24 protein-coding genes are annotated in these 24,272 nt (G+C 45.9%); 13 read left to right on the forward strand and 11 right to left on the reverse strand.

The genetic code is table 11. The features are described from left to right. The first annotated feature begins 114 nt into the window (after positions 1–114). Together glnD and A6E01_RS09745 are read left to right on the forward strand one after the other, a co-directional pair. Positions 115–2,748 (forward strand): bifunctional uridylyltransferase/uridylyl-removing protein GlnD, encoded by a 2,634-nt coding sequence (glnD, locus tag A6E01_RS09740; protein ID WP_017029977.1) that lies wholly within the window; start codon positions 115–117, stop codon positions 2,746–2,748. Positions 2,749–2,937: 189 nt separating this feature from the next. Continuing rightward, complete coding sequence (locus A6E01_RS09745) at positions 2,938–3,321, forward strand: DUF3461 family protein (RefSeq protein WP_026012768.1); 384 nt, start codon at positions 2,938–2,940, stop codon at positions 3,319–3,321. Positions 3,322–3,387: 66 nt separating this feature from the next. Here the strand turns inward: A6E01_RS09745 and truC are convergent, their stop codons facing one another. Further along, the gene (gene truC / locus A6E01_RS09750) at positions 3,388–4,128 is read right to left on the reverse strand and encodes a tRNA pseudouridine(65) synthase TruC (protein ID WP_026012769.1); all 741 of its coding nucleotides are present in this window, start codon (positions 4,126–4,128) and stop codon (positions 3,388–3,390) included. Then, complete coding sequence (locus A6E01_RS09755; protein WP_017029980.1) at positions 4,119–4,436, reverse strand: YqcC family protein; 318 nt, start codon at positions 4,434–4,436, stop codon at positions 4,119–4,121. The genes truC and A6E01_RS09755 overlap by 10 nt, the downstream gene beginning before the upstream one ends. 81 nt (positions 4,437–4,517) lie before the next feature. Here A6E01_RS09755 and A6E01_RS09760 point away from each other — a divergent pair, with 81 nt between their 5' ends. Both A6E01_RS09760 and A6E01_RS09765 read left to right on the forward strand, forming a co-directional pair. Continuing rightward, on the forward strand, positions 4,518–5,561 hold the full coding sequence (locus A6E01_RS09760) for a DUF3549 family protein (protein ID WP_065210142.1): 1,044 nt from the start codon (positions 4,518–4,520) through the stop codon (positions 5,559–5,561). Further along, complete coding sequence (locus A6E01_RS09765; RefSeq protein WP_065210143.1) at positions 5,562–5,858, forward strand: DUF3301 domain-containing protein; 297 nt, start codon at positions 5,562–5,564, stop codon at positions 5,856–5,858. On the opposite strand, the gene A6E01_RS09770 is transcribed toward A6E01_RS09765, so the two are convergent. Continuing rightward, a complete protein-coding gene (locus tag A6E01_RS09770) occupies positions 5,855–6,307 on the reverse strand; it encodes a GNAT family N-acetyltransferase (RefSeq protein WP_017243179.1) in 453 nt (150 codons plus the stop codon). The genes A6E01_RS09765 and A6E01_RS09770 overlap by 4 nt on opposite strands. 88 nt (positions 6,308–6,395) lie before the next feature. On the opposite strand from A6E01_RS09770, the gene A6E01_RS09775 reads away from it, so the two are divergent. Next, the gene (locus tag A6E01_RS09775; protein WP_017029984.1) at positions 6,396–6,674 is read left to right on the forward strand and encodes a hypothetical protein; all 279 of its coding nucleotides are present in this window, start codon (positions 6,396–6,398) and stop codon (positions 6,672–6,674) included. Further along, positions 6,674–7,123 (forward strand): YaiI/YqxD family protein, encoded by a 450-nt coding sequence (locus A6E01_RS09780; protein WP_017029985.1) that lies wholly within the window; start codon positions 6,674–6,676, stop codon positions 7,121–7,123. The genes A6E01_RS09775 and A6E01_RS09780 overlap by 1 nt, the downstream gene beginning before the upstream one ends. Before the next feature lie 54 nt (positions 7,124–7,177). Here the strand turns inward: A6E01_RS09780 and A6E01_RS09785 are convergent, their stop codons facing one another. Continuing rightward, positions 7,178–8,794, reverse strand: a complete 1,617-nt coding sequence (locus A6E01_RS09785; protein WP_017029986.1) for an NAD(P)/FAD-dependent oxidoreductase — start codon at positions 8,792–8,794, stop codon at positions 7,178–7,180. Positions 8,795–9,259: 465 nt separating this feature from the next. On the opposite strand from A6E01_RS09785, the gene fdxA reads away from it, so the two are divergent. Further along, positions 9,260–9,583, forward strand: coding sequence for a ferredoxin FdxA (fdxA, locus tag A6E01_RS09790; protein ID WP_017029987.1), 324 nt, complete (start codon positions 9,260–9,262; stop codon positions 9,581–9,583). A gap of 24 nt (positions 9,584–9,607) precedes the next feature. Here fdxA and A6E01_RS09795 read toward each other — a convergent pair whose 3' ends face one another. The 3 genes from A6E01_RS09795 to syd are packed head-to-tail and all read right to left on the reverse strand — an operon-like array spanning position 9,608 to position 11,711. Continuing rightward, entirely contained in the window at positions 9,608–10,342 is a 735-nt protein-coding gene (locus A6E01_RS09795) for an RNA methyltransferase (RefSeq protein WP_017029988.1), read from the reverse strand. Positions 10,343–10,387: 45 nt separating this feature from the next. After that, positions 10,388–11,164: a Zn-ribbon-containing protein gene (locus A6E01_RS09800; RefSeq protein ID WP_017029989.1), complete on the reverse strand. Its 777-nt coding sequence runs from the start codon at positions 11,162–11,164 to the stop codon at positions 10,388–10,390. A 1-nt stretch (position 11,165) separates the two neighbouring features. Further along, entirely contained in the window at positions 11,166–11,711 is a 546-nt protein-coding gene (gene syd, locus A6E01_RS09805; protein WP_017029990.1) for a SecY-interacting protein, read from the reverse strand. 86 nt (positions 11,712–11,797) lie between these two features. Between syd and queF the strand changes: the two genes are divergently transcribed. From queF to xni, 4 genes are all read left to right on the forward strand, one after another. Further along, positions 11,798–12,652, forward strand: a complete 855-nt coding sequence (gene queF / locus A6E01_RS09810; RefSeq protein ID WP_017029991.1) for an NADPH-dependent 7-cyano-7-deazaguanine reductase QueF — start codon at positions 11,798–11,800, stop codon at positions 12,650–12,652. Further along, on the forward strand, positions 12,653–14,965 hold the full coding sequence (locus tag A6E01_RS09815; protein WP_017029992.1) for a tetratricopeptide repeat protein: 2,313 nt from the start codon (positions 12,653–12,655) through the stop codon (positions 14,963–14,965). 198 nt (positions 14,966–15,163) lie between these two features. Then, positions 15,164–16,525, forward strand: coding sequence for a nucleotide 5'-monophosphate nucleosidase PpnN (ppnN, locus tag A6E01_RS09820; RefSeq protein ID WP_065210144.1), 1,362 nt, complete (start codon positions 15,164–15,166; stop codon positions 16,523–16,525). Positions 16,526–16,587: 62 nt separating this feature from the next. Then, the gene (xni, locus tag A6E01_RS09825; RefSeq protein ID WP_017029994.1) at positions 16,588–17,358 is read left to right on the forward strand and encodes a flap endonuclease Xni; all 771 of its coding nucleotides are present in this window, start codon (positions 16,588–16,590) and stop codon (positions 17,356–17,358) included. Between the two features lie 341 nt (positions 17,359–17,699). On the opposite strand, the gene A6E01_RS09830 is transcribed toward xni, so the two are convergent. The 4 genes from A6E01_RS09830 to thiI all read right to left on the reverse strand — a co-directional run bounded on the left by A6E01_RS09830 (position 17,700) and on the right by thiI (position 22,857). Then, positions 17,700–18,734 (reverse strand): IS110 family RNA-guided transposase, encoded by a 1,035-nt coding sequence (locus tag A6E01_RS09830; RefSeq protein WP_065210145.1) that lies wholly within the window; start codon positions 18,732–18,734, stop codon positions 17,700–17,702. 275 nt (positions 18,735–19,009) lie between these two features. Continuing rightward, positions 19,010–20,098 (reverse strand): 23S rRNA (cytidine(2498)-2'-O)-methyltransferase RlmM, encoded by a 1,089-nt coding sequence (rlmM, locus tag A6E01_RS09835; protein WP_065210146.1) that lies wholly within the window; start codon positions 20,096–20,098, stop codon positions 19,010–19,012. Between the two features lie 21 nt (positions 20,099–20,119). Further along, positions 20,120–21,073 (reverse strand): transcriptional regulator GcvA, encoded by a 954-nt coding sequence (locus A6E01_RS09840; RefSeq protein ID WP_017028255.1) that lies wholly within the window; start codon positions 21,071–21,073, stop codon positions 20,120–20,122. 335 nt (positions 21,074–21,408) lie between these two features. After that, entirely contained in the window at positions 21,409–22,857 is a 1,449-nt protein-coding gene (gene thiI, locus A6E01_RS09845; protein WP_017028256.1) for a tRNA uracil 4-sulfurtransferase ThiI, read from the reverse strand. A 261-nt stretch (positions 22,858–23,118) separates the two neighbouring features. Here thiI and xseB point away from each other — a divergent pair, with 261 nt between their 5' ends. Together xseB and ispA are read left to right on the forward strand one after the other, a co-directional pair. Then, a complete protein-coding gene (gene xseB / locus A6E01_RS09850) occupies positions 23,119–23,373 on the forward strand; it encodes an exodeoxyribonuclease VII small subunit (RefSeq protein ID WP_017028257.1) in 255 nt (84 codons plus the stop codon). Beyond that, a complete protein-coding gene (ispA, locus tag A6E01_RS09855) occupies positions 23,360–24,253 on the forward strand; it encodes a (2E,6E)-farnesyl diphosphate synthase (RefSeq protein ID WP_017028258.1) in 894 nt (297 codons plus the stop codon). Before xseB ends, ispA begins: the two co-directional genes overlap by 14 nt. Positions 24,254–24,272: the final 19 nt, after the last annotated feature.

The raw sequence follows: 24,272 nt of genomic DNA on the forward strand, positions 1-24,272 counted from the left end.
CCTTAATCTCTTCAAGGTATTAGAGCGCTATAAACTGAAGTTTGCCTTGCCATCAGACGTAAAATCAGGAAGTATCAGAAGTAGTGACCTTAATGCATAAAAAGGATTTAGTGCGTGCCAAACCTAAATGCCCTCTCCCCTACCAAGTTGCCTCAAGAACAACTTGATATACAGACTCTACGAACACTTCTTCAAGATTTTGGTGATCAGCAAAAGCACTCATTTTTTGAACATCACCTTGTAGCGGATCTCGTTCAAGAGCGCAGTGACTTCATGGACTCCTTGCTAGAGCGACTATGGAAGCACTATGGGTTTAATCAAATCGAAGGCGTGTGTTTAGTCGCTGTAGGCGGGTATGGCCGTAGTGAGTTACATCCGCTGTCTGATATCGACATCCTTATCCTTTCTAAAAGAACCCTTAAAGAAGAGTGGACTCCCAAGATCAGTGAGTTTGTTACCTTGCTGTGGGATCTAAAATTAGAGGTTGGGCATAGCGTACGAAGCGTCAAAGAATGCCTGCAGGTTGCTAGAGAAGATCTGACTGTTGCGACCAACCTTCAAGAATCTCGCCTCATTTGTGGCAGCCAAGATTGCTTTCAAAGCCTAAGAAATGAAATTGATTCTGATGAGTTCTGGCCCAGTGAAATATTCTACAAAGCCAAACTGGAAGAACAAAGAGAGCGACACGCTCGATACCACGACACAGGCTACAACTTGGAGCCGGACATTAAGTCCAGTCCAGGTGGTTTGCGCGATATACATACCCTGAGTTGGGTCGCACGACGTCACTTCGGTGCTACCTCATTATTAGAAATGAGCCACCATGGCTTTCTTACCGATGCCGAGTATCGTGAACTGCAAGAGTGTCAGAACTTTCTCTGGCAGATCCGATTCGCACTGCACATTGAACTAAAGCGCTATGACAACCGCCTCTCATTTGCGTATCAGGCGAAAGTGGCGGAAAACCTTGGGTTTACGGGTGAAAGAAACCAGCCTGTTGAACGCATGATGAAAGAGTTTTATCGTACCCTTCGTCGCATCACTGAGCTCAACAAAATGCTGCTCAAGCTATTTGATCAGGCGATATTGAATCAAGGTAAGTTAATCCCCGCTGAAATCATCAATGAAGACTTTCAGCGCAGAGGCCATCTTATTGAAGCGAGAAAGCCGGCCCTATTTCAGGCTCGTCCGGATACCATCTTGGATATGTTTATCCATATCGCCAACGACTCTACGATAACGGGTGTCGCGCCACCTACCTTGCGCCAACTGCGTACTGCCAGGCGACGCCTGAATCGATTTTTGCATACCATTCCTGAAGCGCGCGAAAAATTCATGCTATTGGTGAGACACCCCAACGCACTCACCAAGGCATTCAGGCTAATGCATCAGTTAGGTGTACTGTCTGCTTACCTCCCACAATGGAGCCAGATCGTTGGGCAGATGCAATTTGATTTGTTCCATGTCTACACCGTAGACGAACATAGTATGCGACTGCTAAAGCATATCCATAAGTTCAGCTTTGCAAAAAACAGGGAAAAGCACCCTATTTGTTGTGAGGTACTGCCCAGAATTCAGAAGCCAGAACTGCTGACCATTGCCGCCATTTTCCACGATATAGGCAAAGGCAGAGGTGGCGATCACTCCGTGATTGGGGAAAAAGAAGCGTACGATTTCTGTATCGATCACGATTTATCTAAACCTGAAGCTAAGCTGGTTGCATGGCTAGTGAGAAATCACTTGCTGATGTCTGTCACCGCACAAAAGCGCGACATTCAAGACCCTGACGTCATTGCCGAGTTTGCCAAAAAGGTGAAGACAGAAGAGTATCTAGAGTTTCTTGTTTGCCTGACCGTTGCCGATATTTGCGCGACTAATCCAGAGCTTTGGAACAGCTGGAAGCGCTCACTTTTAACTGAGTTATTCTACTCCACACAAAGAGCCCTGCGTCGCGGGCTAGAGCACCCCGTCGATGTCAGGGATAGAATTAGACACAATCAGCAACAAGCCTCTGCTGTGCTGCGTAGCCAAGGCTTTACGCCGCGTGAAATCGAGGTGCTATGGCAACGCTTCAAGGCTGACTATTTCCTTCGTCACACACCACAGCAACTGGCGTGGCACGCTCAAGCTATCCTTGAGCAAGAAGACCCTGACTCTCCATTAGTGCTGATCAACCCTCAACCCACTCGAGGGGGCTCTGAGCTGTTTGTATACACCAAAGACCAGCCTGTCCTCTTTGCCAGTGTGGTAGCCGAGTTGGATCGCCGAAACTTCAACGTACATGACGCTCAGGTTATGGTGAGCCGTGATGGATACATCCTAGACACCTTCATTGTGTTAGACCAAAACAACCAGCCTCTTGAAGAGCGCAGGCATGAAGCGGTTATCAAACACCTGCAACATGTCATCAAAGATGGTCGTTTGACTAAAATTAAGGTGCGACGCACCCCAAGAAACCTCGTTCACTTTAAGGTAAAAACACGAACAGAGTTTATCGAGACCAAGAACGCGAAACAGACGCTGATGGAGCTAGTCGCATTAGACACCCCTGGCCTGTTAGCGGCAGTGGGCGCGACCTTTGCCGAGATGGATTTGCACCTGCACTCAGCCAAAATCACCACCATTGGTGAGCGAGCGGAGGATTTGTTTATCATCACCTCTCCGGAAGGTAAAAAGCTGGATGCAGCGCTTCAAGAGACCCTACGTCAAAACCTAATTGAGAACTTATCGGAGCTGGCGCCAAACTAAAATGTGAATGAAAGCAGGGTTGAAGGGGATCTCGCTACCTAAGCACCTGATTCCCTGCTAGATTTACAATTAAGTATGAAAAGCCATACTCATACCAATCACACTAGGTAAGTGTTCAGTTATTGAGTACGATTGGTATCACGGAGCTCTTCACTAGGAAGTTCAGCAAATTTGATCGCAGAGGTGCCTATGTATCCACACCTAACCGGGTTGGGAATTCACGAAACAAAGCAAATTGACCGCTATTCATTGCGCCAAGAAGCTCATAAAGATGTTCTTAAGATCTACTTTAAAAAGCAAAAAGGTGAGTTATTCGCAAAGAGTGTAAAGTTTAAGTACCCAAGACAGGTAAAAAGTGTACTTATCGATGATGGTAGCGGGCAATACCGAAACAAAACAGAAATTAACCGCAATCTGACCTTGGTTATCGACGAGCTCAATACTCTGACTAAACCCGTCAAGTCTCAAGATGTCGACGTGAAACAAAAAATACTGTCAGATTTACGCCACTTAGAAAAAGTGGTTTCGGGCAAGATTGCAGAAATTGAAGCCGATCTAGAAAAGCTGAAATAATCGCCCTGATACAAAAAGCTCATACTTTAACTCTTTCTAAGTATGAGCTTTTCTGTTTTATAACGCTTACTCGTCGTCGAATGCACCTTGCCATTCAAAGCGCTCAATGAGTTGTCGCCACGTTTCATCAAACTTTGCCTCAAGCACTAGTCGCACACCAGTAAAGGGGTGTTCGAACTCAAGCCTTGATGCATGCAAAAGTAAGCGGTCACTGGCTAAGTTCTCTTTAAACAAGCGATTGTGCTTGCCATCCCCATGCGTGGTATCCCCAACAATAGGATGACGCAAGTGCTTCATGTGTCGGCGTAACTGATGCTTACGGCCCGTCAGGGGTTGCAGTTCCATCAAGCAATATCGAGAGGTAGGAAAGCGCCCTGTTGAGAACGGCACTTCAATCTTAGCCAAGGGGCGGAAATCCGTTATCGCTTGCTGAGCTTCTTTCTCTTTATCGGCAAACTTGTCCGCAATCTTATCCAGTTCTACTTTCAAGGCGTAATCTAGTCGATCACCCTCTTCAATCCAGCCACGCACTATCGCATGATAGGTTTTCTGCATTTGATGCTCAGCAAACATAGGCATCATCTGTGAGGCAACCTCACTAGATAAAGCAAACACAAGCACGCCAGAGGTTGGACGGTCAAGACGATGTAAAGGGAACACATGCTGACCTATTTGGTCACGCAGTGTCTGCATGACAAACTGGGTTTCATGCTTATCGAGCCAAGAACGATGCACTAACATCCCTGCTGGCTTATTAACAGCAACGATAAACTCGTCTTGGTAAATGATCTCCAACATTACGCACATACCTCATCAATCTCTTTCAGCACTTTAATTACCTTTGCCCATTCTGGCTTACCCTGACAAGTTTGCTCAAAGTACGGAGAAATAGCGAACCCAACAGGTAAGGCTTGCTGCGAGCTTACAATCTGTTGCATTTTTGGAATGAAGATCCATTGTAGCCATTGCTCAGGATGAAGAGTATCCACAGCAAAGGGTTGGGTGCTCATCAGCGCCTCAGGAGACGGCTTATTTACTTCCCACAAGCCAGATTGCTTGAGGGTATATTCCGCATCGATGAGCAGTTTTTGCGTCTGTAGGTGAACTGTATTCAAGCTATTTCTCTTGTTACTCTTGAAATTCGGCGCAAGATTACCATGTTATAGGGAGAGTATGGGTTATTTAGACGTAGGCAAATGGAAAATATTTCAACACTGACACAGATATTACGAGACAGCGATTGTCACTTTAAGGTACACGACTTAGGTCGTCGTATCGAATTGATCCCTAACGATGAATTTGAAAGCATTGAACTAGGCCGACAAGCCTATCCTTACCCTATTCAGCGCCAAGCGCAATTTGCCATCACCTACTGGAACGAGCAAAAGCAGCCTTGGATTTGGTTCCTTAAGTTCGACTTGGACGAGCGTGGTTTATTAAACTCAGCCGACATCGGTAACTTCATCAAGTTTGTACTTGAGGCTATGGGTTCAAGACTGCAAAAAGAACTGAATGAAGAAGTGCAAGAGCAACTGGCTAACAACCCATACACCTTCAAGCCAAAAGAAGACAAGCTAGCGGTATTTAACAGCCAAGTCAGCGCTGAGCTAGATCTATCTCCAAGCCAATATTATGCCCATGCTTTGACCTATTTTAAGGGCGATCTCGGCTGGAATAATTGGCAAACTGTCGGTCTGCAAGGGATCACCGATATCTGCGCTCGCCTAAAAGAATCGAACAATGAGTTGATGGTGAAAAAAAGCCTCTCTCAACTGCCGACTCAGCCTCTGTACGCTTTATTAGGAGCCCTAGAGCATTGTGATATCAGCGACTCTCTCGCCACCAGGTTGTATGATCTAGCGTTGGATCAGCTAAATCACCCAGAGGGTGACCTATTCCTATTATCAGCACTGGCTCGCGCACTATCTGGCAACAAAGGGAATAAACTCACTTCTCTTGTGACGGCTATTTTGTCAGAGAGTAAATATTGCCATCAGGAAGTCTTGATCGCTATTGCAGGTCGCTGTTGGGAGCCACTGCAGCAAAGTACGCTTGCTGAACAATTCTTGGTAAGACTGGCACAAACCAATAACCAAGGGCTATTCAACCAGCTATTTGCCGACCTAGTGATGCAGCCGAAGCTGCGCATGGTGATATTGCCAATGCTTCACCAAGCTCCCTCACAAGAACTGGCTCAAGCATTAATTGCCTTACAAAATAATACTAAGGGACAAAGCTAAATGGACAACCTGCTCGCCATACTCGGGTTAGCGATTTTCCTTACTCTATTCTGGCAACACAGACGCCAGGCCGAGTTGGCCAAGACTGCCATTATTAGGCATTGCAAAAAACTGGAACTGCAGGTTGTCAGTATTTCTTCTGGGACGCACAGACTACGTCGCCCCGATGGTAAATTGGGCTGGCATACGGTATTTGCCTTTGAGTTTTCAGCCCTAGGTGATGATTGCTATCAAGGCGAATTAACCATGGTCGGACTGCGAGTCTCGCATTTTCACACCGATCCTCATCGCATCTAATTTACTAAGCGATAGAGATAATAAACACCATACTCATCCTCGTGTCGGGAAGCTTGTATAAAACCAAGCTTCTCTATCACTCGCTCTGACGCACTATGCCCTTGATCAATAGTCGCAAATACACGCGGTTTTGAGAGGTTATCAGGCAGTTGTTCCATCAACATTTTCAGCGCTCTAGTCGCATACCCCTGCCCCCAATACGCATTATCAAAGATGAAGCCTAGCTCCCAGCCCTCTTCTTGTTCGCTGATAAATAGATGCCCTACATAACGACCATTAACCTCTACTGCTCGAGCTATCGTTGATTCCTCACCCTGCAACTTATCAAACAGCCTTGAGGCACTTTCATAAGAATGTGCGCCATTCATGTGGGCGCGATTGATCGGGCACGTATTAAGGCGAATAAATTCTTGCCGATCTCGCTCATGATAGTCACGGATAATAAGCATGGTTAAGCCTGCGATTGATAAGTTGCTGTGTACTCATGATAGTGATTTCGATAGGATGACGATAAATCGTTAAACCAGAATTGATACTATGCTCACTAAAGAAGTTACCGACGAATTAAATCAGATTTTCCAAGCACTTGAATCTGAAGGTAAAGAACCTACCATGGCACTTGTCAAAGCACGCCTTGGCAGTAAGGTTCCTATGCCAGCACTCATTGCCGCTATCAAGAACTGGAAGAGCACCAAGCGTGTTCCAAAAATTGAAGTCGCGGTGAATAGCGAGAGTTCTGATTCAAAGATTGAAACACTAGAGAAAACGATCATCGAGCTCACTCGCCGTATCGAAGCACTAGAAGGTAAGCAATAATGAAGATATGGGTCGATGCCGATGCGTGTCCAAAGGTCATTAGAGAAACACTAGTGCGCGCCTCTGAGAGAACAGGAATTGAATGTATCTTTGTTGCCAATCACCCTATCCCACTGCCTAAGCGCAACACCATTCGCTTTGTGCAGGTCAGTCAAGGCTTTGATATTGCCGATGATGAGATAGCGCTGCGCATAGAAGCCAATGATCTGGTCATTACCTCAGACATTCCCCTTGCTGACGAAGTCATCACTAAGGGTGGACAGGCATTAAGCAGTCGTGGGGAGTTATTCACTAAGGAAAACATTAAGGCTCGCCTTAACGTGCGTGATTTCATGGACACTATGCGTTCATCAGGAGTGCAAACCGGCGGCCCAAGTGCATTGTCACAGACTGAGCGACGCGACTTTGCCAATGCGCTAGATAGGATTTTAGCGCGAGCGAAGAAATAGAAGGAACCTAGAACCTTGGTCCTAGGTTCTAGGTTCTAGGTTCTAAGACCTGATTTATCCCGCTTCAGACTCAGCTACGATGGATAGCGCCAGCGCCTCAGCTACCTTGATACCATCGATGCCTGCAGACAGGATACCGCCTGCATAGCCCGCGCCTTCACCTGCAGGGAAGAAACCCTTTAGGTTGATGCTTTGGTAGTCTTTACCACGCTTGATGCACAGTGGCGAAGAGGTGCGAGTTTCTACACCCGTCAGCAAACCGTCTTCCGTTGCAAAACCCTTAATCTTCTTATCAAAGGCAGGGATAGCTTCACGTATGGCTTCGATTGCGTAATCTGGCAATGCCTTAGACACATCCGTTAGCTTAATGCCTGGAGTAAATGAAGGCTCAACCTCTCCCAATGCGCTTGGATCGCGACCTTTCAAGAAGTCGCCAATCTTCTGCGCTGGAGCATCGTAAGTCTCGCCGCCCAGTTTAAATGCGCCAGACTCTAGCTCACGTTGCAGGCGAATACCCGCAAGTGGGTCACCTGGGTAGTCTTGCTCAGGGGAGATACCCACTACAATCGCACTATTGGCATTGCGCTCGGCGCGAGAGTACTGGCTCATACCGTTGGTTACTACGCGCCCCTCTTCAGAGGTTGCAGCAACCACTGTGCCGCCCGGGCACATACAGAAGCTGTATACAGTGCGACCGTTCTTACAGTGGTGTACCAATTTGTAATCGGCAGCGCCAAGGATGGGGTTACCTGCATTTTTACCAAAACGCGCTTCATCAATCATTGATTGCTTGTGCTCGATACGGAAGCCAACAGAGAATGGTTTTGCTTCCATATAAACGCCACGTTCGTGCAGCATCTCAAAGGTATCACGTGCGCTATGACCCACAGCCAATACAACGTGACGAGACTTAATAGTTTCACCATTAGACAGCGTCAGGCCAGTCAATTGACCGTCTTCCATATGCAGATCATCAACACGGGTGCTAAAGCGAATCTCACCACCCAGTTCAATGATTGTTGCACGCATTTTCTCAATCATGGTGACGAGTTTGAAGGTACCAATATGTGGCTTGCTGACATATTTGATCTCAGCAGGGGCGCCCGCATCGACAAACTCGTTGATCACCTTGCGGCTATAAAACTTAGGGTCTTTGATCTGGCTATACAGCTTACCGTCAGAGAAGGTTCCTGCGCCGCCTTCACCAAACTGCACGTTTGATTCTGGATTTAGGTTGCGCTTACGCCAGAAGCCGAAGGTATCTTTAGTACGCTCACGAACTTCTTTTCCTCGCTCAACCACGATAGGTTTGAAGCCCATTTGTGCCAATACAAGAGCTGCGAACAAACCACAAGGACCGAATCCAACCACTACTGGACGTTCGGTGTAGTTTTCAGGAGCTTGTGCAACGAACTTATACTCCATATCAGGAGTTTCACGCACGTGCGGGTCGTCAGCAAACGCTTCAAGCAGTTGTGCTTGGTTTTCTACTTCAACATCTAGGGTGTAAATCAGCAGGATCTTTGATTTTTTACGAGCATCGTAGCCACGTTTAAACATATTAAAAGAAAGCACTTCCTCAGAAGTGATGCCTAGTTTTTTCACTATGGCAGCTTGAATAGCCTCTTCCTTGTGATCTAAAGGAAGCTTTATTTCGGTCAAACGTATCATGCAGATGTCTCGTAGTAGGTGTCTTAGCTAAAGGGTAAAGCGCATAAAGCCAGGTAGAATACCAATCGTACTAAATAACTGGTCATTCTAGCTGGTTAAAATACTCGATAACTGCGTTAGAATTTTTGATTGTAGAATAACTACTTATCGAAAAATCCTGCCTTGTTCTCGAGCATTTTTCCTGCGCTATTTATGATCACTTACTTAGTGTGATTGGTATAAATCGGCGAATATTCACTCACACTTGCTCACAATGGCGGGGATTTTACGTTAACTTGAGAGGTCTGTCATATTAATTAACCGCATCTTGAGACAATTTACTTTGTAGTGGGAGTGCTAAACTAGGCGGTAAGCATGACAAATAAAAGCACAAACCCTTGAAGATTTTATAGGACAAATATTGTGTTTTTGTTTGGTATCCGTATCATCGCCCATCCGAAAATAGACTAATGAGAGTTCATCACCATGGCGTTTGTCGTAACCGATAACTGTATAAAATGTAAATACACCGATTGTGTGGCGGTATGCCCTGCGGACGCATTTTATGAAGGGCCTAACTTTATGGTGATAAGCCCTATAGACTGCATCGATTGTGGCCTTTGTGTGCCGGAATGCGATGCCGCAGCTATCTTTCAGGAAGATGAACTAGCCCCAGACCAAGAAGTCTTTATTCAGCTGAACGAAGAACTCGCTGAAGAATGGCCAAACATCACTGAGGTTAAGCCCGCCCTACCCGATGCAGAAAAATGGAATGGCGTGCCTAACAAGTTGGATATGCTGGAGAGATAATCCCACCAGCGTCATTGGTTTTTGTTAGCTGTGTTGACGGCGAAGGTTGTCCAGAATGATGCCTGTTGCCATCGCGACATTCAGCGACTCTGCACCACCAAAAGCAGGAATGGTTACCTTATCGGTCACAAACTTTGCAGCCTGTTCACGAACACCATGAGACTCACTGCCCATCAGTAAGATACCGTCCGCAGAAAAAGCTTTCTTGTGAACGCTCTCTCCCTCTAGAAATGCCCCATATACTGGCAGCTCTGCTTGTTCTAGGTAGCTAGGTAGATCTAACTGGCTCACAAACACTCGGCCAAAGCTTCCCATGGTCGCACTGATGGTCTTAGGGTTGTATGGATCGGCGCAATCCGCGCTCGCAACAATATGCTTGATGCCGTACCAATCTGCTATACGAATAATCGTACCTAGATTGCCAGGATCGGATACACCGTCTAAGGCAATCATCAGTCCTTCCGCCTTTGGTACATCAACGCGTGGGATCTCAACGATTGCAATGGCCGCGTTATTACTCACCAAAGTGCTGGCTTTTGTCAGCTCATCGAGCGTCGCCTCAACGCGGTCAAAGCCTTTTAGTGACTGACTATTCTCTGACAAGAAATCAGCGGTCGCAAAAACACTCTTAACCGTGAGCTGGCTGTTGCTTAATTCAAGGACATTTTTCTCCCCCTGAACAAGGAACAATCCATGAGCCTTGCGTTGTTTCTTCTGGCCTAGGGCACGAATAAGTTTTAATTGGTTTTTAGAAATCATTCTTTTTCCAAAGGATTAGATTTAGGTTCACAACTTCAAAGGGCGTTACTTCAAGTGATCCCAAGAGATATTTGACAACAGTCGGCACGAGTCGCATTTAAAGTGGAACATGTCATGCAGAGGTTCATCTAATAACCACTCACCACCGCACTTCGGACACTTGCGTTGTTGCTCCTGCTTTAGGCTCTCGCCTCCCACTTGATACAGATAATAGTAGGTCGGTACCTTAGTGATGTATTCAATACGCCCGCGCAAATCCCAACCACGGCGGTAGATGTCACTGTCGACCGAGTTTAATTCGCGTAGGGCCGCATGCTCCGCCTTACAGCCACCCGCCATCTGCAACTCATCACACGCCTGCCACTCTGTTTGCCATTTAATAATGGATTTATGGTCACCATTGAGCGTGGGTGGATTACGATATAGAGGGATCGGCATAAATGAGTCACCACTTCTCAGTGGCGAGCAGGTATGCACATAGGTGGTATAGAGGATCTGCCAACTAGGGGCATCCTCTGTGCATGTTTCTTCTGAATTAAGATCTTGCCCCAAGACTCTCAATTTCGGCGCGAGCAATCCTGCCTCTGATAGCTTTGCCATAGAAAAGCGCACGAAGTCCGAATGGTTTTTTGGGTGCAGGCTGTCTTTTTCAGGACACACGCAACGCAAGCTAAACGTCCCACCATCGATTGCGAGGGGAAACTCTCTGCCTAATACCTGACCATTGAAACGCAGCGCCTCCATCAGGCCATTGATGGACTTCTCAACCGCGGTGAATGTGGTGTTGTCATAGCATTCGAACTGCAATTCACAGACAAACATACTAGACCTCTACATCCAGTTGTTGCAGGAACTCCAGTAGATTTTCCGCAAGCACTTCACGCTTGTCGGTACCTAGCGATTCCAGCACTACATTCCCGCTAATGTTACATACAGAGATTACATCAAGGTCTGAATCAATGGCGGCGATAAACACCGTAGGTTTTAGCTTTAAACGGCGCTGTGTGACTAGGTGACCCAGAATGTTTTCTTGTAGGCGAACAAAGTCTTCATCGCTCCATACTTGCAACAGAGTAAGAGGCTTACCTTTCCAGCTCATGGTCAAGTCAGCGCTATAATGACTGCCGTAGAACTCTTTAATATCAGAGTGCAGCAACAGCTCAATTCCCTGCTCTACATTGGTAAAGTCGGCATGTTCATCACGTTGAAGTGGTTTCCAGAATACCTCTCCTGATTTGCTGTCTTGAATACAGGGAGAAGCAACGCCCACCAGCTCTGAGCTGGTCGGTAGTGTGCCGTACTCTTGCTCAAAGGTTTTCAGGTATTGTTGATGAATTGAGTTAAGCGCATTGGCGATTGAATTGGACATAAATAACCCTACAGGCGTTCCGTTGATGACATCGAAGTATCTATTCAGTAAAATTCCTAACATTCTACTCTATAACGCAGTGTAAAATGAGCAAATATTCAGACGCAAAAGAGCTTGCCGGGCTAACCCTTGGCCAAAAAACGCAATACGCTTCTCTCTATGACCCCGAGTTGTTGCAGGCAGTACCAAGAAGCCTCAACCGAGATGATCTGGAGCTTGGCGATACATTGCCGTTTAAGGGGCAAGATATTTGGACGTTATACGAGTTATCTTGGCTCAATGCCAATGGCTTGCCACAAGTGGCTGTTGGCGAGGTTTCTATACCTGCGAGCTCTCCAAATTTGATTGAATCCAAATCCTTTAAGTTGTATCTAAACAGCTATAATCAAACGAAATTTAGTGATTGGGACGCGGTGAAAAATCAATTATCTGTTGATTTATCCGCTTGTGCAGGAGGAGAGGTTTCGGTGACCTTGAGTCGAGTTCAAGACTTTAACCAGCAGCCTATTGTCGATATGCAAGGCGCTTGTATTGACGAACAAGATATCTCAATTACAGAATATGAATTCAGCACTGACTACCTCAAGGGCAGCGTATCTGAAGAATCCGTGGATGAGGTATTACACAGTCACCTTCTAAAGTCTAACTGCCTAATTACCAACCAGCCAGACTGGGGAAGTGTTGAGATTCGATACAGTGGTAAGAAAATTAATCAAGAGGCTCTATTGCGCTACCTAGTGTCATTTAGAGAACACAACGAATTTCACGAGCAATGCGTGGAACGAATCTTCACGGACATCATGCACTTCTGCCAGCCGAAGACTTTGTCGGTTTATGCTCGCTACACGCGCCGCGGTGGTCTAGATATCAATCCGTATCGCACCAGCTTAGACAGTGAATCAAACGCTCCAGACAGCACTTTGCGCTTGGCGAGACAATAAATGATGGGTTCTTTGTTCAGGTTATCCACCCTCCCCCTACTTACCTTGTTGGTCATCGTATTTTCGCTACCAACGACCGCGAGTGAGACCACCAGCAGCCTGACAAAGGACCTAATTGACGCCAGACGCTTAGTTCACGTTACGCCTTTACAATCAAAGAATAAGGCCAAGGTTTACCTTAATAATCAAGGCAACCTGAGAAACGAAGAAGATTTCTCGACCAATGCCGTCAAACGTAAGATGACGCCGATTGCAAAGGCCACCAACCAAATTCACGCGTATCAAACCATAGGTATCGCTGACTATATTCTTGGCAATTACCGTTCATCACTGTCTAGCCTAGAGCAAAGTATCTCCATCTCTGTCGCCAATCATTTGATCGTGCGAGAAATTGAGTCTCGCGTGCTAAAGACCAGCTTGTTATGGAGAATGACTGAGGACCTTCGCAAAGTAGAGGCGCCTCTTGCTGAAATCGAAGAGATGATGGAGTCGTCGCATATTGAAGGCTTAACCAAGGATAGACTTGAGTATGAGCTGAGCTTGGTACATGCCAAGGTCTACTCAGATATAGGTGAAAACGAAAAAGCCGAAAAAAGCTTTCTACGTGCAAAAAAATACGCCGAAGGGCTCCCTAGCTACCAGCAAGGCCTCGAAGCAAGCCTTCAACTGGGGCAGCACTACCTGAAAGTCCATCGATTAAACTCAGCATTGAAAGAGTTAATTGAAAGCTACTGGGTGGCAATCGGTAAGGATAACGCTCAGTATATCGCTCGAGCCAATCACCTGTTGGCTGACCTCTATTTCGAGCGCCAGATCTATGCAAAAGCCCAAGAGCACTTATCTCAAGCAGCGAGCTATTACGGAAACTACGACCAATCGCCTCTGTTTGCGACCGTTTTGCGTAAGCTTGCGGATGTCTACTTCATTCAAGGTCGCTACAACCTCGCACTGGTTCACTACTTTAACGTACTAGATCAAGAGCTGGCGGAAAAGGATCTGGAAAGCATTATCGACTTGAGACTAAAGCTCACAGAAACCTATCTAAACCTGTTTAATTTCACTTTGGCAGAGCGCTATCTAAACCGAGCAACCGAGTTGCTCGACTATACCGATATCAAAGCACAAAGAGTGAAGTCGACACTGCTGACCGCAAAATTAGACTTTCTGCAGAACGAGCCTAAAAAAGCAGAGAAGCTGGGTAAAGAAGCCCTAGAACAAGCGCAAAAGATGGGCGATCAGTCCATTCAGTTAGAGGCCTTATCACTACTGCATCGCGTGACTAAATCCGTCAATAAAGACAAAGATTCGCTCACCTACCTTGAGGAATACAACAGGCTTACTGCGATTAATCTCCAGCAAAAGGATGAGCTGATAAGCCGAACCTTCCTCAATCAAGTCTCTTCTATTGAGCAGTCCTTACACTATAAGGATCAAGTAGACGAGCTGAGCGACCTGAGTGTTGATTACGACAAGTCCAAAACTCTAACCTTAGTGTTAGGTGTCACTACAACCATCTTGTTCTTCTTGGTGGTGCTAAATGCACGCCGTCTAGGGCGCAAACACAAAATCATTGCAGAGCTGAGTCAGGAGCTCTACACACACCCTCGCTCTGGCCTAAGAAACATGAGGATGTTGAGTAGAAAACTGCCTACTTCTCTCAACAAGTCAGTGACCAGCTATGAGCAATGGCGATTTGGACAACTTATCGATGAGCCGCTAAATGATCGCTTAAAGTTCGCCTTGATTAACGTGCCAATGATCTTCGATATCTATGCGAAGCATGGCTATAAAGCAGGACGATCTACAGAGAAAGCCTTTGGTGACCACATCAGAAATCACCTTAAAGAGGGCACTCGTCTTTATCATTTGTCAGACAGTTCATTCTTGTATATCGAGCCGAACCCACAGAAGTTGCATCAACCTGAGCTTCTATTTGATCGATTCAAGGAGGTCATTGATAACTTTGAAACCCAATATGAGGTCGATCGTATGTTCGGTGTGAGCATTGCCGATTACCCGTTTTTACCAAGAGCCTATACCGCTATCAACGATGAAGACCTTATTGATCTTCTGTTGTTAGCTGCTGATATTTGTGACTCTGTGGTGCAACTTGAACAGGAAAGTCAGTGGGTGTCCTTCACCGCTATTCCACTGGCACCGGCTGCGTGCTTTGCTCAAGATGATATGCGCCGTTCTATCTTAAATGCCATTCGAAACGGCTTAATCAAAGTCCATTCGTCATGCCTAGAAGAGAGTTTGACGCAAGCTTTGGAACAGCTACCCAAACATGAAGATGCTCAGGATTTAACCTAACGATCATTTTAAGCTACTAATTTTAGTCGAATTTTTATTGCAATTGTTAGTCTGGCATCTACTGTTAAGGTTAGACGGAACATACGGTTCATTACATTAATGTCCGTTTCACTGCGTATAAATTGTGGGCTTATTCAACAGCCCACCGCTAAGCTCCTCTCACTTCTCTGAGCTTAGTGTTACTAATAAGGAGCAGTTATGATTACGACAATCAATCCTGCGGGTAGCATGGATCTTCTCTCTCAACTTGAAGTTGAACGTCTCAAAAAGACCGCCTCAAGTGATATCTATAACCTCTATCGAAACTGTACTCTGGCGGTGCTCAACTCCGGCAGTCACACCGATGACAGTAAAAAACTGTTAGAGCAATATAAGTCATTCGATGTAAACGTACTCAGACGTGAGCGAGGCATAAAACTCGAACTGAGTAATGCCCCAGAACATGCCTTTGTCGACGGCACTATCATCAAAGGCATCCAAGAGCACTTGTTCGCCGTATTGCGCGATATTGTATTTGTGCACATGTCTATGGAACAAAACAAGCTACTGCAACTCGACAACTCTGTACATGTGACCAACCTAGTATTTAGCATCCTGCGTAACGCTAAGGTTTTGATTCCAGGCATCGAGCCAAATCTTGTGGTGTGCTGGGGGGGACACTCTATCAACGAGGTTGAATACCAATATACCCGCCTTGTGGGACATGAACTTGGACTTCGCGAACTGAACATCTGCACCGGCTGTGGGCCGGGTGCAATGGAAGGTCCAATGAAGGGCGCAGCTATCGGTCACGCAAAGCAGCGACATAAGCAGTCTCGTTACATTGGCCTAACCGAACCCTCTATCATTGCAGCAGAGCCGCCTAATCCCATAGTGAATGAGCTGATCATCATGCCGGATATCGAAAAGCGCCTTGAGGCCTTTGTTCGTATCGCCCATGGCATTGTGATATTCCCTGGTGGCCCAGGTACCGCAGAAGAGCTGCTGTATGTGCTGGGTATTATGATGCACCCGAAAAATCAAGATCAGCCACTGCCTATTGTGTTAACTGGGCCAAAAGAAAGTGAAGCCTACTTCCGCTCCATCGATAACTTCATTCGCGATACCCTTGGCGAACAAGCGCAGAAGTATTATCAAATAGTCATCGACGATCCTGCAAAAGCGGCTCGCATTGTTAAAGAGGCTATGCCTGCGGTCAGGCAGCAACGCAAAGAGAATGAAGATGCCTACAGCTATAACTGGTCACTGCATATTGAGCCTGAATTCCAGATGCCGTTTGATCCTAACCATAAGAATATGCACAACCTAGATCTGCACATGGACCAACCCCCTGAAATTCTCGCGGCGAACCTGCGAAGAGCCTTCTCTGGTGTTGTCGCAGGCAATGTTAAGGCTGAAGGCATTCAAGAGATAGAAGAGAAAGGCCCATTCATCATTGATGGTGACAAAGAACTGATGAAGAAAATGGACGTCCTATTGGGGGATTTCGTTAAGCAGCAACGGATGAAACTTCCAGGCTCGGCATATACCCCTTGCTATAAAGTGCAAACCTCAGATTAAGATTAAACTCTTGATCTAATTTTAGTTACAATGGGGCTACGGCCCCTTTTTAGTTTGTTGTTATGTCTATACACCTGGTTATCATTGATGCTTTAAACCTCATTCGTCGCGTACATTCAGCGCAACCTGACGAAACTGATATCCAGCGCACTATAGAAACCACCACCCGCACCCTAAAACGCATTCTCAATGAAACCGAGCCTAGCCATATCATTGCCGTTTTCGATCACCATCAGCAAGTGCGCGGATGGCGAGAAGAGCGTTTCCCTGAATACAAACAAAACCGTAAGCCTATGCCAGAGGCGCTTGCCTTAGGACTAGATAAGATTCAGCAGGCGTGGTGGGAGCTCGGCATTGATTCACTGCTCTCTGATGGGGATGAAGCGGATGACCTAGTCGCGACTCTTGCGGTAAAACTGGCAAGCCAGCAGCACCAAGTCACCATCATTTCCACGGATAAAGGCTACTGTCAGCTGCTTTCTCCCTCCTTACGCATCAGGGATTACTTCCAGCATCGCTGGCTAGATCAGGCCTTTGTAGAGAAAGAATTTGCGGTAAAGGTCTCTCAACTGAGCGATTACTGGGGGCTCACTGGCATCAGTGGCACAGGTTTAAGCGGTATTCCCGGCATTGGGCCGAAAGCGGCTCGTGAGATCCTCACTGACAACGAAAACCTTGAGCAAGCCTTTGCCGATGAAGGCTTAGCTGAAAAGTACAAAAAGAAGATTGCAGGGAATGAAGAGCACGCCCTTCTATGCCGTGAATTGGCCTCTTTAAAGACTGATTTAGAGCTTGGGTTTAATCTTCAGGATTTACGTTGGGTTAAGCCATAGCAACACCGGCATCCTGATGAAAACTGGAATGCCAGCCCAGTGGAATGCCAGCCCAGTGGAATGCCAGCCCAGCAGGATCTTAGAGAGTGCCAATGTTCGGGTTCAACACTCTCTAAGATCCTTATATGGACCCCCTCGGTAAATCAACAAAGAATTTGGAAAACAAGTATAGATGCGCACTTATATACGGGCTTTATTGAGGAGCTACCTCGCCCTAAAATGTAGTCGCACCAGTAGGCTATTTCTCGATATCGGCAAGTCTACTGCCTCGAATCTTATCTAGCTCATACTGGTCGGTCTTACCTGTCTTACATCGCTCTTCGTTGACTATGCTCGGTCTATCATGACAATTTAATTGGCTGATAGTCCGAATCATTCTTTAATAAAGCATAAGCGGTTCGAACGGTTTTGTTCGCTAAAGCAATTGCAGCGATCTTTTTTCCTCGCCGTTCGACTAGCGCTTGTAACCACTGCTCTTTGTTTGTTGTCGCTGGACGGTTTAATACATGAGTGATAACGGAAAGCGCTCCTTGAAATAAAATTGAACGAAGTCGCTTATCCGCACTGTACTTAGATATATGTCCAATACGCTCTTTCCCGCCGGAACTGTTCTGTTTAGGTGTTAGCCCTATATTAGCGGATGCTTCTCGGCCATTAGAAAAGTTTTCACCTCGCCCTAATCGTAACGCTAACCCTAGCGCCCCTAACGGACCGACCCCTTCTAGCTTCATCAGCTTTTTGCAAATATGATGCGACTTAACCAAAGATTCGAGCTGCCTATCTAGTTCTTGCAAGTGTTCAATTTGGCACAATAAATGTGACCATGACCTGTGTAGCGCCGTTCTAAAACTATCAGGTAAAGAGTTATCAGCATCTTCTAGGATGAAAGGGATTTCCTTTCTTAACTTAGATAGGCCTTGCGGTAGAATAACTCCGAACTCAGCTAATACTCCTCGCATCTGGTTACTTTGTGCGACTAGTTGAACCTTAGCCAAGTGTCGCATACGCTCTAACGATTGAAGTGCCTGCTCCTCAGTTGAGTGAATATGAGTACCATGGATGTGCTCTTGCTGTGCTGCAACACCAATGGCTAAAGCATCATTCCTATCTGTCTTTTGCTTGGTTTGAAATGCTTTTACGGCTCTGGCGTTGATGACTTTTACAATGTGGCCTGCGCTAATTGCGAATCGAGCCCAGTAGTGTGCACTGCCACAGGCTTCCATAGCCACGAGGGCTTGTTTTTCATTTATCAGAATTTCTTTGAGTTTTGCTCGACTGACTTCGCGGTTGTAAATGACTTTTCCGTTAGGGCAGAGTTTGCAAACTTGGAATACATTCTTTGCTAAATCAATAGCTAATAGATTAGGCTTAGTCATGTATGGGCTCCTTTGGCTAATCTTTAGTCGGATTAAGACCGTAGCTCCTCAAGGAGAGGGAGTCCATACATCTGGATAACTACTGACGTAGTTTCCAGGATGACGTGTCTGAGGCGTGATTGATTGTATTGTTGGAACAAGGAACAAAACAAACACCGTCATACTGGAAAACACGCAGTGTTTATCCAGTATCTTAGAGTCAGCGAAACTGAGTATTAGCACTCACCAAGATTCTGAATAACTACTAGCGTAGTTTCCAGGATGACGAAAGCCGATTACCAACCTAGATTAGTATGCGACTGCACATGCACCGTGATCTCTTCACGGTCATGGTAAAGGTGCTTTGCTTGCAAGGTAAACTTGATGCCATTTTCTTTCAAAAAGACCTTCAAGTTCTCAATATCACCAAGCACTTCATCATAGCGACCCTTCATAGGTAGCTTGAGGTTAAAGATCGCCTCTTTACACCAGCCTTTGATGATCCACTCACCCATTAATTGAGCAACACGTGATGGCTTCTCAATCATGTCGCATACTAGCCAAGTGACATTCTTACGCGGTGGTTCAAACTTAAAGCCATCCACTTGTTGGTGCTTCACTTGACCTGTATCCATCAGGCTTTGTGCCATCATGCCGTTATCAATAGCGTGAACGAACATAGAGCGCTTCACCAACTGATATGTCCAACCGCCCGGACAAGCGCCCAAATCCACAGCCCACATGCCCGATGCTAATCTCTCTTCCCACTCACTTTTTGGAATAAAGACATGGAATGCCTCTTCGAGCTTAAGTGTCGAACGACTTGGTGCATCTGCAGGGAACTTCAAGCGAGGAATGCCCATAAAGAACTGTGAGTTATTGTTGGCATAAGAGTACCCAACATAACACTTACCTGGTTCAACAAAGCACAGGTGCATCACAGGCTTTTTCAGGTTGTCTTTCTTGTACAGCAACCCTTTGCCACGCATTGCCTGCCTTAGTGGCACGGTAAACTTGCGGCAGAACTTCAAAAGCTCTTTTGCTTCATTGGTATCGGGGGTTTCTACTCGTAAGTCACCACACGTAGGAACACCTTCTTGCTCTGCTAGAGCATCTAAGATAGGTGAAATGCGATCTGATTCTGGCAGTTCTTCCAAACTCGCTGCAACAGCAAACATTTGACGAGCAAAAATAAGCGTTTTGAAATCAATCTCACGTACTAAGCGTTCCGCATCCCCTTCGGTGTAACATTCAAACAGAACATAGCCACTATTGCGCTTAACGCGGGGGAAACCAAACACCTCAAGGTTGTTTGCCTTGTCTTGAATCTCGCCAGCACAATCTTTCTCAAAGCCTGCACGGCAATATAAAATAACCTGTTTCAAGTTAAACCTCGTTTCAATGCGTTAAGAAGCTTCAACGCTCGACGCTATCGCGTCTAAAATATTCTCATCTTGGCTAATGGAAGGTACACCTTCGCTCGCCGCTATACTCAGCATCCAGTCTCTAAATGTAGCAATTCGTCCAACGTCTGCTTGTTTCTCGTGACACACCACATAAAAGGCATTCTTACTCACCAGTACTTCATCAAAAGGACTGATTAATCTACCGGCCTCAATTTCAGGTTGAGCCAACACGTTATTACCTAACGCAATACCTTGTCCGTGAACCGCCGCCTGCAACACCATGGTTGAATGGCTAAAGATTGGACCGTGGTTGACATTGATCCCCTCGAGATGATGCTGGCGAGCAAACTGCTTCCAGTCCTTACGCGAAGTATCATGTAACAAAGTGTGTTTGGATAGGTCACTTAATGAGCCTAGCGGTTTAACACCGTCTAACAAACGTGGTGCACAAAGAGGGATCAAATACTCTTGATACAATTTGTCAGCGCGCAATCCGTGCCAATTTCCGCGACCATAGTAAATGGCGACATCAACGTCATCGGTTAATGAGCCATCGTCCATATCGACCGCTTTAATACGAACATCAATATCGGGCTCTTGCTCATTAAAATCAGCAAGCCTAGGAACTAGCCATTGGATAGCAAAGCTAGGCTGCAGGCTGATGGTCAAAGAGCCTTTCTCACTGCGCTCTAGCACCTTATCGGTCGCCTCTGACAGGGAAGTAAAGATATCCTTAATATCAAGGAAATAGCTCTGCCCTTCTTCAGTCAACAGCAAGGAGCGGTTGCGTCTTCTAAATAACTTTAAGCCTAAATATTCTTCAAGCGCTTTCACCTGATGGCTGACAGCTGCTTGAGTAACAAACAGCTCTTCAGCTGCCCGTGTAAAGCTCAAATGACGTGCAGCGGCTTCAAAAACCTTCAGTGATTTTAGTGGGGGTAATCGTCTTGCCATTCTATCTTATCTAGCATTAGTTTTTTTTATCTGAAACATTATAAATTGTCCGTTGTTCAACAGCCAGAGAAAATCTATATTGCGTCCCACGCGACGGGGGTCTAAACGGCATGCCTTTGGCATGGATCCCTACTTGCGATGTTGTGTTTGTGAGCTCATTTTGAGCACGGTAGTTTCTACCACTGCTTGGGTTTAACCGAAGCATACTTCCAATTTAATGAACTTGTCTGTCATTTTCGCACCGCTCCTCTGAGCGGTGTTTTTTTATGCCTGAAATAAAAAATAAAGCCGAGATCAGAGTGACTGACCTCGGCTAAAATTAGTTTATGTGATGACTAAGGGCGATAGACTTTAATATTGCTAAAGCCTTGCTCTTGTAAGTACAACGCCTGCAAGCGACTCATTACACCACGGTCACAGTACAGTAGGTAGGTTTTAGACTGGTCAAGATCACCAAACTTAGTCGCCAGTTTGTAGAAAGGCAGATGCTCAACCTCGACACCGTCGATCTCAAGAGGGTTATCGTCTTCTTCTTCTGGGCTACGAATATCAAGCACAATGGCGTGCTCTTGAACCGCTGTTACTTGCTCGACTTCAGGCGCTTGTTCTAGGCTTTCCTTTTCGATATCGCGAATATCCATAACTCGACTCTCGCTAACTACTCGTTCTAAAACAGAAAAATCAAAGTTCTGTTCTTGAGCTTCAAGCTTACCTTTAACGGCTTTAACCGTAGGCTTACGTGAAATAACGCCGCAATACTCAGGCATTACCTTGGCAAAGTCTTCAGTACCGATAATGCGAGACAAGTCGATGATGTCTTCTTTGTCCCAGTTAATCAGCGGACGAAGGATCAGCGTTTCGGTTACGCCGTCGATCAGACGTAGATTCGTTAGCGTCTGACTAGATACCTGACCTAGTGCTTCACCCGTAACCAGAGCTTCAATCTTAAAGCGATCGGCAATCATGCCTCCAGCACGCATAAACATACGCTTAAGCACTACGCCCATTTGGCCGTCTTCAACGTTCTCTAAGATCTCAGCAACCACAGGTTCAAAGTCTACAGAGATGAACTTCACCTTCGCAGAAGAGCCGTACTTCTTCCAAAGGTAGTGCGCCACTTGCTTAACGCCAATCTCATGCGCAGGACCGCCAAGGTTAAAGAAGCAGTAATGGGTTTTTGAACCACGCTTGATATGCAAATAACTCGAGACACCAGAATCGAAACCACCAGAAATCAGGCTCAATACATCCTCTTGTGTACCAAGAGGGAAGCCGCCCAAACCTTTATGGCGAGCCAACACTTGGTTTAGCTTTTCACCCGTCACTTCAATGTTAACTGTAACATCTGGACGAGTAAGCTTAACCTTGGCGCTCTCCACCGCTTGATTTAAACCACCGCCAACATAACGTTCTAGCTCAATGGAGGAGAAGTCGTGTTTACCGCGGCGCTTAGCACGTAAGGCGAAGGTCTTGCCTTCGATACGATCACGGCTGAGCTCAAGCACTTGCTCGAAGATGTCATGCATATCAGTAAACTCTGATTGCTTGACCTCTAACGAGTGGTGAATACCCGGAGTTTGCGTCAGGATTTCCAGCACTTCTTGGTAGTATTGGTGACTCTCAGAAGAAACCTCAATATGATCCCTACGATTGAATACTGCCACTGATTCTGTGCGACGCTGGATGATGATCCTGAGATTGCACTCCAGAATACGTATGAAGCGTTTTCTTACTGATTCGCTTTTTACAAAAATTTCTGGATGTGGTTTTACAATAAACTTCATAGGTAACTTCACTTCTGATTAGTCGATGACTTGAGTCTAGCCTAAATTATTCTGCTGATTGGAAATGCAGGGATAATTGAGGGCGACGAATTATATACCTATTTAAGGCAGAGTAAAAATAAAACAACTCACCTGTCTGTTCATTTAACTATCAGAAAATGAACTAAAGTTAGTGATATCGCAGGATTTTTAACTGCTAAAATTGACCATAACTCCTGCCTGAGTTACCTTTCCCAGATCCTAGCGTAGAAAAGAATGAACATGGCGACCAAAAAACCAGAGAATATGAGTTTTGAAGAGTCTCTCAAAGAGCTCGACAGCATAGTCAATCAGCTTGAACAAGGTGATCTCGAACTCGATTCTGCATTGAAGAATTTCGAACGCGGTATTGCACTGGCTCGCGCTGGTCAATCCAAGTTAGACCAAGCAGAACAACGTGTTTCAATCTTGATGGAAAATCAGGTTGAAGCGACTCCTCAAGATTTCAAATTTGAATCTGGCGATGATCCATTTTAAACAACAACTTGAACGCTACCAGAAGCGCAACAACCAGCAACTAGAGACCTGGTTAGACTCTTTACACTCTCAAGACAATAACCTGATTCAGGCAATGCGCTATGGGCTATTATTGGGTGGCAAGCGTGCTCGGCCTTTTCTTGTTTACGCCACTGGTTCAGTGTTTGGTTTAAGTGATGACTCATTAGATACGCCAGCGTCGGCCATCGAGTGCATTCATGCTTATTCTTTAATTCATGATGACTTGCCTGCTATGGACGACGATGAATTACGTCGTGGCCAAGCTACGTGCCATATTGAGTTTGATGAAGCGACCGCTATTTTAGCCGGTGATGCTTTGCAGACATTAGCCTTTAGCATCTTGGCAGAGGGCAAACTTGCCCCTCAAGCGGAAAGCTACCGTATAAAGATGGTACAAAGCTTGGCAAATGCTTCTGGAGCATCAGGAATGTGCCTTGGGCAATCTCTAGACTTAGAGGCAGAAAATCGTCAAGTCTCTCTAGACGAACTAAAACTGATTCATCGCAATAAAACAGGCGCACTGATAAAATCTGCCATTCAATTGGGAGCATTAGCCGCCGGTGAGCAAGGTATCGAGCAATTGCCTCGTCTTAATGCCTTCGCAGAAAACATAGGACTGGCTTTTCAAGTCCAAGATGACATTTTAGACATCACTAGCGATACGCAAACGTTAGGCAAGCCTCAAGGCTCAGACTTAGCGTTGAACAAATCGACCTACCCTTCGCTTCTCGGACTTGAGGGCGCGCAGGCTAAGGCCACACAGTTGTTAGAAAAGGCCTTGCTAGAGCTGGAAGGCATTCCTTACAACACTGACCTTCTAGAGCAGTTTGCTCGCTATGTGGTCGAAAGAAAGAACTAATTACTCACTTATCAGCGCG

Origin of the sequence: Vibrio breoganii (assembly GCF_001677275.1) — a bacterium.
Lineage (GTDB): Bacteria > Pseudomonadota > Gammaproteobacteria > Enterobacterales > Vibrionaceae > Vibrio > Vibrio breoganii.